Origin of the sequence: Nocardia pseudovaccinii NBRC 100343, assembly GCF_001613225.1 — a bacterium.
GTDB classification, from domain to species: Bacteria; Actinomycetota; Actinomycetes; order Mycobacteriales; family Mycobacteriaceae; genus Nocardia; species Nocardia pseudovaccinii.
On sequence record NZ_BDBY01000301.1, the window covers coordinates 1 to 12,291 of the forward strand.

Here is a 12,291-nt window from a genome sequence, read left to right on the forward strand (position 1 = left end):
GGTATTGCGGCATGCGTCGATCTCGGCGAGCACACCGTCTGGCTCGTCGAGATCGAACAGCGGCAGCCCCCACATCTCCCAATAGGCGTTGCGGGGGTGCGGATCATCGGTGTATTCGATGGACACCGGCCAGTTGTTGAGCAGGGAGTAACGCACCTGAGCCGCGATCTCGGCGTCGGTGAGTTCGGGCAGATACGAGAAGGTTCCGTGGCGCAGATACATGGGCGGAGTCCTGTCGTTCAGTGGCTGGCCGTCGGCACGGCATCCGGCGCGTCGGTGGAGGTGTAGTCGAAGGTGACATCGCCCCAGGTCGAGAGCGCGACATCGAGCGGGCGGCAGTTCTCGGCAGCCTTGCGCAGCACATCCGGACCTTCCTTCAGCAAATCGCGCCCCTCGTTTCGGGCCTTCACGACTGCCTCCAACGCCACCCGATTCGCCTCCGCGCCTGCCGCTATACCGAGCGGATGTCCGATGGTGCCGCCGCCGAATTGCAAGACCACGTCATCGCCGAAAAGGTCCAGCAACTGGTGCATCTGACCGGCGTGGATGCCACCGGAGGCCACCGGCATGACACCGCCGAGGCTGGCCCAATACTGGTCGAAGAAGATGCCGTTGCCCGGGTTGGTGGGAATGTGGTTCTCCCGCAACGTGTCATAGAAGCCCCTGGTGGTCGCCGGATCGCCCTCGAGCTTGCCGACCACGGTGCCCGCGTGCAGGTGATCGACGCCGATCAGCCGGCACCATTTGGCCAGTACCCGGAAGCTCACGCCGTGCGTCTTCTGCCGCGTGTAGGTGGAGTGCCCGGCCCGATGCAGATGCAGCAGCACGCCGTTACGCCGCGCCCAGTGCGACATCGACTGCATGGCGGTGAATCCCACCGTCAGGTCCATCATGATCACGACGCTGCCCAGCTGCTTGGCGAACTCGGCGCGCTCGTACATATCCTCCATGGTCGCCGCGGTGACATTGAGGTAGTGGCCTTTGATCTCACCGGTTTCGGCCGTGGCGCGGTTGACGCCCTCCATGGCGAACAGATACCGGTCGCGCCATCGCATGAACGGCTGGGAGTTGATGTTCTCGTCGTCCTTGGTGAAATCCAGGCCGCCCTTGCACGCCTCGTAGACCACCCGGCCGTAATTCCGCGCGGACAGACCGAGTTTCGGCTTCACCGTCGCACCGAGCAGCGGCCTGCCGTATTTGTTCAGGTACTCGCGTTCCATCACGGTGCCGTGCGGTGGGCCCTGGAAGGTTTTGACGTAGGCCACCGGAATCCGCATGTCCTCCAGGCGCAGTGCCAGCAGCGGCTTGAAGCCGAAGACATTGCCGATGATCGAGGAGGTGAGGTTGGTGATCGAACCCTCTTCGAAGAGGTCGAGATCGTAGGCGATATAGGCGAAGTACTCGCCGGGGCGGCCGGGAACCTCATCGATGCGGTAGCACTTGGCCTGGTAGCGGTCGTGCGCGGTGAGACGGTCGGTCCATACGACAGTCCATGTGGCAGTGGATGATTCGCCCGCGACGGCGGCCGCGGCTTCGATCGGATCCACACCCTTCTGCGGGGTCACCCGGAAGACGGCGAGGACATCGGTATCTTTGGGTACATAATCCGGGGCGTAGTAACCCATCGAGGCATAGGAGTGGACACCCGGATCCCAGCGGTTGGGTTCGGTTTCGTCGGTCATCATTGCTCCGCTCGGTTTTGCGGGTGATCCGCGCTCGGGAACTGTTGCGCGAGGCACCCGCGCCCGGATATCGAGCAGGACACCTCGGCTCGGGTGTTGTGCGGGATGCTGCGCCTGAGACGTGGGGTGAACGCCTACTGAGTTCAAGGATGACGGCGTTGTCGATGACAAACAATTTGATTGTTCCTCGGAATACTCAACGGATTCATTGAGTTTGATACCGTCGATTTGTGGGCATGGTGAGTGCGGCAAGGATGGAAACATTCCTGGCCGTGGCCCGGCAGGGCAGCATCCGCCGCGCCGCCACCCAGCTGCACATCACCGAGGCCGCCGTATCCGCGGCGGTCGCGCACATCGAAAAGCAGCTCGGGGCAAAGCTCATCGCGAAGGCCGGGCGCGGTATCGCGCTCACCGAGGCCGGGCGCATCTACTCCGAATACTGCCGCACCATCCTCGGCCTGATGAAGGAGGCCAACGCCGCGGTGCGCCGGGCCGAAACCGGCAAGCTGCGGATCGGTGTGGTCGCCACCGCGGGTGAATATGTGCTGCTGGGGCCGCTGGCGTCATTCCGGAATCGCTATCCGGATATCGAACTGAGCCTGTCGGTGCATCCGCGCGATGTGCTGTTCCTCGAATTGCACCACCACGAAACGGATCTCGTCATCGCGGGCCGCCCACCGCGCGACACCGGGCTGGTCATCCGAGCCCGTCGCCCCAGTCAGCTCGTGGTCGTCGGCGCGCCGGACTGTCCCGATCCGCTGCACAGCACCTGGCTGCTACGCGGTCGCGGCTCCGGAACCCGCGACGCCACCCTCAGCCTCATCGACCGCCTCGAAATCTCCCCGCCCACCCTCACCCTGGGCAGCCACGGTGCGGTACTGGCCGCCGCCCGTGAAGGCTTGGGCGTGACCCTCATTCACACCGACGCTCTGGCCCAAGACCTGGAATCAGGTCTGCTGCAAGTACTTCCGGTCGACGGCACCCCCATGGACCGTCCATGGCACGCCGTTACCACTCGCACCCCCACCCCCACGACCCGCCTCTTCCTCGCCCACATCCTCGATCCAGCCGAAGTAGGCCCCCACGCTTTCGACCCCGGCTAGAAACCCCCGGGCGGTGGAGCCCGGGGGGCACGACACCCGGACTCCACCCGACTGGCGATCGAATCGATCGCGCAGGTGATCGGCGATGAATTCGCCATTGGGTTGATTGTGGACCGAACAGCCGCTCAGCAGCACGTTTCGCTGTTACGAACCCGTGAAATATCCCGTTCCACGTGACCCGATTCCCGCCTGAATTCAATCGGATGACATCGCCACGCCACCGGGGCACCCTGTCCCGGCAGGCAGGCACCGCTGTGCCAGACTGGCGCGCATGGCTGGTGGGGAAGCGTTGATTTCGAATGTGTCCGATACCGCGCGCTGGGTCGCCACCTACCGCGCAATAGAGACCGCACGCGAAGATGCGCTGTTCCACGATCCGCTCGCCGAGCGTCTGGCAGGCGAGCGCGGATATGCCATGGTTGCGGCCGCGTCGCGGATAATGCGCAACGGCTGGCCGGTCGTCACCCGAACCAGAATCATCGATGACCTGATCGCGACCGCCATCGCCGAGGGCTGCGATCGTGTGCTCAATCTTGCCGCCGGACTCGACACCCGCCCTTACCGCCTGGGCTTGCCCGCCGATTTCGTCTGGGTGGAGGCCGATCTGCCCGCACTCACCGCGGAGAAGGAGGCCGCTCTCGCGGATGAGGAGCCCCATTGCACGCTGATCCGCCGTGGCGTCGACTTGGCCGATCCGGCCGCGCTGGCGAAGTTCCTGGACTGGGCACTCGGCCCGCTCGGTCCCGAAAATGCCCCCGCCACAAAGGCTTTGGCGCTCACCGAGGGGCTGCTGATGTATCTGGAGGAGGAGACGGTCCGCACCATCGCCGCCGCCCTGTCCATGCCGCAGATCCGCTGGTGGGTCATGGACGTCACCGTGTCGATGAATCGCATGCGCTCGAGTTCGATGTTCGAGAACGCGCCACTCGAATTCGAACCCGGCAACGGCATCGCCTACTTCGAAGATCTCGGCTGGCTCCCCCGTGAAGTCGAACATCTCCTCGTGCACGCCCGCAAACTCCACCGCGCACCCTGGTACCTGCGCCCATTCACCTATCTCCCCCAGCCCAACCCACGCAAACCCGGCCGCAACCCCTGGTCCGGAATCGTCCGCTTCGAGCGTGACTAGTGCGGTTACGCGTCTCATTCCGGACCGCACGGGGTTCCAAGTGACATCTCGTGGCTGACGGGCAGCGCGCCGCGAGCTATGCGCTGGGGGCATAGACGCAGCCGCAACGGCATTTCCGCCAGCTCTGTCGGCTCCCTAGTGTCTAGATAGGACCTGGATCAGGCCGTTTCAGACGACACCGGCCGGGACTCGATCCAGCTGCCGCGACTACCACTCGATAGGAGCTCTGCCATGCCCCTCGTACGTATCGATATGATCCGTGGCCGCCGACCCGAGGATGTCCGGGCCATCGCGGACGCCGTCCAGCAATCGCTCATCGACGTCCTGAAGATTCCCGAACGCGACCGGTTCCAGATCATCACCCAGCACGACGCGGACGAGATCATCGCCCTCGATGCCGGGCTCGGCTTCCAACGCACTGAGGGCACCGTGATCATCCACATTTTCACCCAGCGTGGCCGCAGCACCGAGGAGAAGCAACGCCTGTACAAGACATTGGCGGGCCAACTCGGCCAGGCCACCGAGGCCGAGGTGACACTCGTCCGCAGTGACAACCCGCAGGTCGCCGTCACACAGGGCAGCGTCGATATCGCAGTGGTGCGCGGAAAGGTGACCGCGCGGGGAGCCCATACCGTGCATCTGTTCGACGAGATGCGCGTAGCCGCCTGCTCGACCCGGTCCCCGCTGGCCGGGCGCGAGCGACTGGAGTGGACCGAGCTGGCCGACTGGCCGCTGGTGGTCAATATCGTCAGCGGCACCACCGGCCCCACCTCGTGGGCGCAGGAGCATCGGCCCCGGACCGTCGTGGAAACGACCAATTACGACGAGTGGTTGGAGACCGTCGCCGCCGACCGCGGCATCGGGGTCGTCCCCGAGACCGCGGCACGCCGCAGCAACCACCCCGCCGTTCGGTTCCTCCCCCTGTCCGGAGCTCCGCCCATCCCGGTATACCTTGTCTTCCTCCCGGCAGCCGCAACGCCCCTGCTTCGGCAGTTCATCGAAACGGGCGTGGCAGCCGCCCGTCGATAAGGCGTTTCAGAACTGGCTGTGCTGGGAGTCGAAGGTGAGGATGCGGCCGCCGAGCAGGATCTGGGCACCGGCGGCGAGGGTGGTCAGCTGGTTCGGCATGGCGCGGAGCCATTCCTGGTGGCCGGGCATCCGGATGTAGGTGCCGTTGGCCGACCCCTGGTCGACCACCGCGACATCCCATTCGACCAGCCGAACCTCCAGATGCGCCCGCGACATCGCGCCCGAGCTGTCCGGCAACCGGATCGGCCGCGCACCGCGCCGCACCGCCTCGGCAAGTTCGGGTTCCCGCCCGAGGACGATGTCGTTATCGAGTACGAACGACGTCCCGTCATCGAGCATGAGCAACCCAAGCGGTGGCCGCACCCCTTCGGTCAACACGCAGGTCAACTGATCCATCCGAATCCCACACACCGCGCAGAACGACACCCGCGGATCGTTCAGATGCTGCCGCGAACACATGAACCCCCGAACAACAGCCCTACCGCTCCCGGCCACCCCATTTTCCAACTGCTTCGGCGGCGCTCCCGCCACACCGTTCTCAGACTGCGCACCCTTCTGCAGGCCGACTCGTCGCCGCTCCCCGACGCTCGACACCGCATTCCTCGGCGGCAGGTTTCCCATTCCCATCGCGGACGCGCGCTCCCATGGTGCCGCCTTCCCCGCCGATCCGCCCCCGATCGGCGGGCGCACAGCACCGCCTTCCGGCTGTGGCTCGACCTCGCCTTCCGACCTGACCATCACCGGATCGATGATTTCGACCGGCTGCCTCGGAAACTCGCGCAGTTCGACCTCCGGTGCTGCTTCCACACCTTCCGCCGATGCCACGACCTGAAGCACCCCATCTCGCAACGACTCGACGTCGAGAGATCTCCGCACCGCCGGTGCACGAGCTGACACAGGCACCCCCAACCACAACACCGCCCCGGCACCGGGCACCGTTCCCTCACCCAGTTCCGCGATACCGCGACCCGGTAGCGCCGACTCGGTCATCCCGTCCTCGTCTACGAACAGCCCGATCCCGATCTCGGGTGCCGGGATCACCACGCGATCGACCGTGAATCCGGCATCCTTGCCGCGCAATACTTCTGTGCGATCCGAACTCTCCAGCACCGCGGTCACACCGCCGTGCAGAAATAACGCCACCCCCGTCGCGCCAGGGGTGATCACCCCGAATTCGACTTGGTGCTCGTCGTCCAGGCTCATCAACCAGGTCGTGGCAAGTCGTGCAAACATGCGTCCGCTGCGCGGTATCTCCGAGGCACCCGCATCTCGCACCAGCTCGAGCAACGCCGACATCGTCTGCGCCGCGGGCGATTCGGCATCGGCCGCAATATCCGAACGGTGCGCGACCACGAGCACGACGCCGCCACTGTTCGCGATCAGATGCGTACCACCCGGCAGCACCTCGAGCTGCCGACTCACAGGAATCGCCCACCCTGGAACCGCCAGCGATGGAACACCACACGCATCGGCCCGTTCACCACGAGCCAGAACACGACCCACGTCACGATGAACTGGATGAGGAATGCCGTCAGCGACGGATGCAACGCGCGCGGCAGCACGATGGTCGTATGGTCTACGAGGACCCACATCAGCGCCGCCTCGTTGATCACCGTCCAGAAGCCGAACAGCGTGGGCCAGTCCTTCTCCCACCGGAATTGCTGCAGAAAATGGTAGAGCAATTCCCACAGTACGCCGACGAGCACGGTCGCAAGCACCACCGACAACGTCACCCGATAGGCATCGCCGAGCGACAGCGATCCAGTCGGCAAGACGGGCGTAATGATCACCGCCACCAGCAAACCGATAACGCCGAGCACGAGTATGCGGGTCTGAATCCGCCCGTTCAGAGTAAGCAGCATCGATCAGATCTTCTTGTTCGTCGCCCACAACCACCATTGCCGAGTCGACCGCAGCGGCCCCATCCGCTGGCAGAAACCCAGCGCCGCTAGATCGTCCGCGATCTCCTGCGCCGCGATCTGCAACCCCAGGAAGGTGTCCACCCCCGGAAACGGTCCACCCAGCGTCGCACTACCTGATGCATAGATGCGTCCGCTGCCACTTCGCGTGCCGATCAACTCGAAGGTGGTCGCCACATCCATGCGCCCCACCGGATTACGACCGGCACCGGCATGATCCAGCAGATCCGCCAGCAACCGATGTTCGCGCACGTCGGCCTCCAACCCGGTGCAGTCGATTATGTAATCGGCCGAAATGTCGAAAGGCTGGGTCGGCGGCGGAAACGGCAGCGCCGCCGTGGGATCCGGCACGATCGTGGTGATCACTCCGCCCTGCCCCCGCACGGGCCGCAGATCGCGCGCACTGCCCGCCATCACCTGATACCACCCCTCCTTACGCCCGCGCCGCAACTGCTCCTGCCAATTCGAGCGCACCGGCGTGTTGGTCCCGCCCATCTCCTGGTAGGCCTGCGCGCGCTGTTCCCCTTGCAGCGTGCGCATTTTCGCCTTGAGCTGGCCGCCCCATACCGACTTCGGATAGTTGAATCCCTGATATGACCATCCGTCGCCGCCCTTGCGTCGACTGAAAATATTCGGCCCGTGCGCGGCGGCCACATAGTGCCGAAACAGATGCAGGATCTGGGTATTCAGCCGCAGTTTGTCCCGGTCATCGATGAGCCGCTGCAACACCCGGCTGGCAACGATTCCGCTGCCGCGGATCATCACCTTCCCCGGCCTGCGCTGCAGTGCCTGATACACGTGCTCATGCGGTTCGTACGCATTGACCACGCGCGTCGGATCCCGGTACTTCTCCCGATATTCCTGCAGATCCGGCAACAACTTCAGCCCCGGATAACCCACGCCCACATGGACGTACGTGCTGCGAAACGCGATCCGCTTGGTCGGAGCCGCACCGGCGGGCGGGGTGAGGACGCTGAAATACCCGCCGCCATAGCGTTTGCGCACCATGCGCACATGCCCTTTATGCAACGAACCCGCGTATCCGATCCGATGGAACTCCCGTTCCATCGCGACGAACGCCTGTCCCGCCCTCGGCGTGTAGTAATTGCTGAAGATCGGCTCGGTGAATACATTCCACAGCGGTCGGATCGTTTTCTCCGCCAGCGCCTCGCGCACCGCATACGACGGAAAGCCCCAGATATTGTCCGGCATCGACGCCGAGTCGCTGCGCAATCGCTCCCCGCGTGGAATCTGCGACACCCGCGTCAGATATTCATAGGATGACCACGGCACCTCCTGCGGCCCGAGCACCGCCATCGCCGCCGCCGCGACGCCGTAGATCCGCAGGGTGTCATAGGTGACGAAGGATCCGATCCCGCTGCCGATGGTCACGAACGGAACATCCACCACCGGAATGCCCGCCTGGCCCACCATCTCGTCGGTCCACACGTCGGTTTCGACGAGTTCGCGCGTGATATCTCCCCGCATTTTCGGGATGCTACCGGCCGGAACTTAGCAACCGCTTTCGATTACCTTGCCCCCGCACGCATTCCGCACTGCCGACCGGCGACAGCGCGACGCGCGCGGAGCAATCTGCGCCAACCTGCCACGCCGCACCCCCGCCCCGACGTACCATCCGTGCGTGGCCGACGCGATTCGTTCCACCCCACTGCGGGTCCTGGTCTACAGCAACGACGCCGATACCCGGCGTCAAGTAATGCTGGCACTGGGCAGACATCCGCACCCCGAGCTGCCCGCCTTCGAGTACCTCGAGGTGGCGACCGCGCCCGTGGTCATCGAGCAGATGGATGCGGGCGGTATCGACCTGGCCATCCTGGACGGGGAATCCGCTCCGGCGGGTGGGCTCGGTATCGCCAAACAGCTCAAGGACGAGATCGCCCAGTGCCCACCGGTTCTGGTGCTCACCGGCCGCCCCGACGATGCCTGGCTCGCGAACTGGTCGCGCGCCGAGGCCGCCGTGGCCCATCCGATCGATCCGATCCGGCTCACCGAGGCCGTTGTCACGGTTTTGCACAATCGACCGGCAGCCTGACCTCATCGTCCCCATCCGTCACATCGTGCCCGCGCCCCCAGGACGCGGGCACTTCGATGTCACGTGACAGTGCTATCACTTAACGATCGCTATCACTTAACGATCCGACGGGCCGGATTACCCCCGATTCAGTCATAAATAGCAGTCCCGTTTTCGATCAAAGACCCCAATCGAATAAACGGTCGAACCGCTGAGTCAGTTGTAGGCTGTGCCGTAGCTCACATGAGCGCGGGCCTCGATATGACAGACCCGCGCGGTGCGAGCAGGCCATGAGGCGAGTCTGACCGAGGCGGACAACGACGTCAGCCCGCCTCGGAAGCTGCCGTCATGATTCCGGCGCCGACCATCACATCCCCGGGCCGCAGTCGGGGGACATGACGCCCAACCGCCAGCTACAGCTCGCAAGGAGGGGAAGTGCAGTCGTGAATATCGAGATGCCCACTCTGGTCCTCGGCGCGGTCGCCGCCGCGTTCGCGGTGTTCTCCGTCATCCTCTCGGCCCTCGTCGGCCCCAAGCGCTACAACCGGGCCAAACAGGAGGCCTACGAGTGCGGCATCGAACCGACACCGCACGCCGTCGCGGGTGGGCCGGGAAACGTTACCGGACAGCGCTTTCCGGTGAAGTACTACCTCACCGCCATGCTGTTCATCATCTTCGATATCGAGATCGTGTTCCTCTACCCGTGGGCTGTCCACTTCGATGCGCTCGGTCTCTTCGGTCTCGCCGCGATGGCGCTGTTCATCTTCAACGTCTCGGTGGCCTACGCCTACGAATGGCGCCGCGGCGGTCTCAGCTGGGACTGATCGCCCATACGCACTGGCCCACAAGGCATTTCGCCGCGTCGGGCCGTACGCACAGTGGAAGTGAGAGTTAGTCGAACATGGGTCTCGAGGAAAAACTGCCCAGCGGCTTTCTGCTGAGCACGGTAGAAGATTTCGCCGGATATCTGCGCAAGGGCTCGCTGTGGCCGGCCACCTTCGGGCTGGCCTGCTGCGCCATCGAGATGATGGCCACCGGCGCAGGACGTTTCGATATCGCCCGCTTCGGAATGGAGGCGTTCCGCGCCTCACCGCGGCAGGCCGATCTGATGATCGTCGCGGGCCGGGTCAGCCAGAAGATGGCGCCGGTGCTGCGTCAGGTATACGACCAGATGACCGAACCGAAATGGGTGCTGGCCATGGGCGTTTGCGCGTCCTCCGGCGGCATGTTCAACAACTACGCCATCGTGCAGGGTGTGGACCATGTGGTCCCGGTCGATATCTATCTGCCCGGCTGCCCGCCGCGGCCGGAGATGCTGTTGAACGCGATCCTGACACTGCACGCGAAGATTCAGCAGATGCCGCTCGGCGTCAACCGCGAGGAGGCCATCCGTGCCGCCGAAGCGGCGGCGCTGGCGTCCACGCCGACCATCCGGATGGAGGGTCTGCTGCGATGACCTTCGACTCCCCCGAAAATACCGAAACCGGGACCCCGCAGGATTTCGTCGACGCCGCGGCCACTGCGGGTCCGGAAGGCACACCGCCGGAAGCGGATTCGCCGTCGGCCGAGGTGATCGGCGTGCGCCGCGGCATGTTCGGAGTCACCGGCTCCGGCGACACCTCCGGTTACGGCCGTCTGGTCCGTCCGGTGATGCTGCCCGGCAGCACCCCGGCACCATATGGCGGTTACTTCGACGAGCTCGTCACCGAATTGCGTGCCGCACTCGCTGCGGTCGGCACGAGCTGGGAGACCGTCATCGAGAAGGTGATCGTCTTCCGCGGCGAACTCACCCTGCACGTGCGGCGCGAACGTCTGGTGACGGTCGCCAAGGCGTTACGCGACTACGCCGCACTGCGTTTCGAGCTCTGCCTCGGCGTCAACGGGGTGCACTACCCGGAGGACGCGGGCCGCGAATTGCACGCGGTCTATCACCTCATGTCCATCACCCACAACCGGCGCCTGCGCGTCGAGGTCTCCGCACCGGACGCCGACCCGCATATTCCGTCGCTGTTCAGCGTGTACCCGACCACCGACTGGCACGAGCGGGAAACCCACGACTTCTTCGGCATCATCTTCGACGGCCACCCATCGCTGACGCGCATCACCATGCCCGACGACTGGCGTGGCCACCCCCAGCGCAAGGACTACCCGCTCGGCGGGATCCCGGTCGAGTACAAGGGCGCGCGTATCCCGCCGCCCGACGAGCGGAGGGCGTACAAGTAATGAACGACATCGATACCCGGCCCGGCGTCCACAACGACACCGGGCCCGAACCCGCTGTGGTCACGGTGGCGGGCCAGGACTGGGACGCGGTCACCGAAACCCTCGACGGTGCTGGTGAGGAACGCATCGTCGTCAATATGGGTCCGCAGCATCCGTCCACGCACGGCGTACTGCGGCTGATCCTGGAAATCGAGGGCGAGACGGTCACCGAGGCCCGCTGTGGCATCGGCTATCTGCACACCGGCATCGAGAAGAATCTCGAATTCCGGAACTGGGCGCAGGGCACCACCTTCGTCACCCGGATGGACTATCTGTCCCCGTTCTTCAACGAAACGGCGTACTGCCTCGGCGTCGAGCGGCTGCTCGATATCGAGGACCAGATTCCCGAACGCGCCACCATCGTGCGCGTCATGCTCATGGAGCTCAACCGGATCTCCTCCCACTTGGTCGCGCTGGCGACCGGTGGAATGGAACTGGGCGCTCTCACCCCGATGTTGTTCGGCTTCCGGGAACGCGAACTGATCCTGGATGTCTTCGAGACCATCACCGGACTGCGCATGAATCACGCGTACATCCGGCCCGGCGGTCTGGCCCAGGATCTGCCCGACGACGGGGTCACCAAGGTCGGTGAGCTGCTGAAGCTGTTGCCCAAGCGGCTGCGCGATATGGATCATCTGCTCACCCAGAACCCGATCTGGAAGGCCCGCACCCAGAACATCGGCTACCTGGATCTCGCGGGCTGCATGGCACTCGGTATCACCGGTCCGGTGCTGCGTTCGACGGGTCTGCCGCACGATCTGCGCAAGGCAGCGCCGTATTGCGGTTACCAGAACTACGAATTCGATGTGCCCACGACCACCGGCTGTGACTGTTACGGCCGCTATTGGATTCGGGTCGCGGAGATGAAGGAGTCGCTCAAGATCGTCGAGCAGTGCCTGGACAAATTGCGGCCGGGTCCGGTGATGGTGGACGACAAGAAGCTCGCCTGGCCTGCCGATCTGCAGCTGGGTCCGGACGGGCTCGGCAACTCCCCCAAGCACATCGGCCGCATCATGGGCACGTCCATGGAGGGGCTCATCCACCACTTCAAACTCGTCACCGAGGGCATTCGGGTCCCGGCGGGGCAGGTGTATGTGGCGGTGGAGTCGCCGCGTGGCGAACTCGGTGTGCACAT

At 64.7% G+C, this 12,291-nt stretch carries 13 protein-coding genes; 8 read left to right on the plus strand and 5 right to left on the minus strand.

The genetic code is table 11. The features are described 5' to 3' along the window. The coding region (locus tag NP3_RS35490; RefSeq protein WP_169814634.1) for a ribulose bisphosphate carboxylase small subunit at positions 1-222 on the minus strand (222 nt) is incomplete at its 3' end. A 17-nt stretch (positions 223-239) separates the two neighbouring features. Further along, a complete protein-coding gene (locus tag NP3_RS35495) occupies positions 240-1,682 on the minus strand; it encodes a form I ribulose bisphosphate carboxylase large subunit (RefSeq protein WP_063046110.1) in 1,443 nt (480 codons plus the stop codon). A 236-nt stretch (positions 1,683-1,918) separates the two neighbouring features. Here NP3_RS35495 and NP3_RS35500 point away from each other — a divergent pair, with 236 nt between their 5' ends. The 3 genes from NP3_RS35500 to NP3_RS35510 all read left to right on the plus strand — a co-directional run bounded on the left by NP3_RS35500 (position 1,919) and on the right by NP3_RS35510 (position 4,943). Beyond that, positions 1,919-2,785: a LysR family transcriptional regulator gene (locus NP3_RS35500; RefSeq protein ID WP_245721242.1), complete on the plus strand. Its 867-nt coding sequence runs from the start codon at positions 1,919-1,921 to the stop codon at positions 2,783-2,785. Positions 2,786-3,056: 271 nt separating this feature from the next. After that, positions 3,057-3,914: a class I SAM-dependent methyltransferase gene (locus tag NP3_RS35505; RefSeq protein ID WP_063046103.1), complete on the plus strand. Its 858-nt coding sequence runs from the start codon at positions 3,057-3,059 to the stop codon at positions 3,912-3,914. Positions 3,915-4,145: 231 nt separating this feature from the next. After that, positions 4,146-4,943, plus strand: coding sequence for a LysR substrate-binding domain-containing protein (locus tag NP3_RS35510; protein ID WP_084509429.1), 798 nt, complete (start codon positions 4,146-4,148; stop codon positions 4,941-4,943). 6 nt (positions 4,944-4,949) lie between these two features. Here the strand turns inward: NP3_RS35510 and NP3_RS48445 are convergent, their stop codons facing one another. The 3 genes from NP3_RS48445 to NP3_RS35525 are packed head-to-tail and all read right to left on the minus strand — an operon-like array spanning position 4,950 to position 8,350. Continuing rightward, entirely contained in the window at positions 4,950-6,365 is a 1,416-nt protein-coding gene (locus tag NP3_RS48445; RefSeq protein ID WP_063046105.1) for an FHA domain-containing protein, read from the minus strand. Then, the gene (locus tag NP3_RS35520; protein WP_063046106.1) at positions 6,362-6,805 is read right to left on the minus strand and encodes a hypothetical protein; all 444 of its coding nucleotides are present in this window, start codon (positions 6,803-6,805) and stop codon (positions 6,362-6,364) included. The genes NP3_RS48445 and NP3_RS35520 overlap by 4 nt, the downstream gene beginning before the upstream one ends. Positions 6,806-6,808: 3 nt before the next feature. Continuing rightward, the gene (locus NP3_RS35525; RefSeq protein WP_063046107.1) at positions 6,809-8,350 is read right to left on the minus strand and encodes a hypothetical protein; all 1,542 of its coding nucleotides are present in this window, start codon (positions 8,348-8,350) and stop codon (positions 6,809-6,811) included. A gap of 154 nt (positions 8,351-8,504) precedes the next feature. On the opposite strand from NP3_RS35525, the gene NP3_RS35530 reads away from it, so the two are divergent. The 5 genes from NP3_RS35530 to NP3_RS35550 form a co-directional block, all read left to right on the plus strand. Next, positions 8,505-8,915: an Rv3143 family two-component system response regulator gene (locus tag NP3_RS35530; protein ID WP_063046111.1), complete on the plus strand. Its 411-nt coding sequence runs from the start codon at positions 8,505-8,507 to the stop codon at positions 8,913-8,915. 434 nt (positions 8,916-9,349) lie between these two features. Then, a complete protein-coding gene (locus NP3_RS35535) occupies positions 9,350-9,718 on the plus strand; it encodes an NADH-quinone oxidoreductase subunit A (RefSeq protein ID WP_371856371.1) in 369 nt (122 codons plus the stop codon). A 77-nt stretch (positions 9,719-9,795) separates the two neighbouring features. Further along, a complete protein-coding gene (locus tag NP3_RS35540; RefSeq protein ID WP_040690435.1) occupies positions 9,796-10,350 on the plus strand; it encodes a NuoB/complex I 20 kDa subunit family protein in 555 nt (184 codons plus the stop codon). After that, positions 10,347-11,117 (plus strand): NADH-quinone oxidoreductase subunit C, encoded by a 771-nt coding sequence (locus NP3_RS35545; protein WP_063046108.1) that lies wholly within the window; start codon positions 10,347-10,349, stop codon positions 11,115-11,117. The genes NP3_RS35540 and NP3_RS35545 overlap by 4 nt, the downstream gene beginning before the upstream one ends. Continuing rightward, positions 11,117-12,291, plus strand: a 1,175-nt coding sequence (locus NP3_RS35550; RefSeq protein WP_063046109.1) for an NADH-quinone oxidoreductase subunit D, incomplete at its 3' end; no start/stop codon positions are given. The genes NP3_RS35545 and NP3_RS35550, both read left to right, overlap by 1 nt.

Excerpts from the sequence above, each read along its gene's own strand:
- NP3_RS35495 (WP_063046110.1), bottom strand. The coding sequence starts at position 1,682 with ATGACCGACGAAACCGAACCCAACCGCTGGGATCCGGGTGTCCACTCC.
- NP3_RS35500 (WP_245721242.1), top strand. The coding sequence starts at position 1,919 with ATGGTGAGTGCGGCAAGGATGGAAACATTCCTGGCCGTGGCCCGGCAG.
- NP3_RS35505 (WP_063046103.1), top strand. The coding sequence starts at position 3,057 with ATGGCTGGTGGGGAAGCGTTGATTTCGAATGTGTCCGATACCGCGCGC.
- NP3_RS35510 (WP_084509429.1), top strand. The coding sequence starts at position 4,146 with ATGCCCCTCGTACGTATCGATATGATCCGTGGCCGCCGACCCGAGGAT.
- NP3_RS35520 (WP_063046106.1), bottom strand. The coding sequence starts at position 6,805 with ATGCTGCTTACTCTGAACGGGCGGATTCAGACCCGCATACTCGTGCTC.
- NP3_RS35525 (WP_063046107.1), bottom strand. The coding sequence starts at position 8,350 with ATGCGGGGAGATATCACGCGCGAACTCGTCGAAACCGACGTGTGGACC.
- NP3_RS35535 (WP_371856371.1), top strand. The coding sequence starts at position 9,350 with ATGCCCACTCTGGTCCTCGGCGCGGTCGCCGCCGCGTTCGCGGTGTTC.
- NP3_RS35540 (WP_040690435.1), top strand. The coding sequence starts at position 9,796 with ATGGGTCTCGAGGAAAAACTGCCCAGCGGCTTTCTGCTGAGCACGGTA.
- NP3_RS35545 (WP_063046108.1), top strand. The coding sequence starts at position 10,347 with ATGACCTTCGACTCCCCCGAAAATACCGAAACCGGGACCCCGCAGGAT.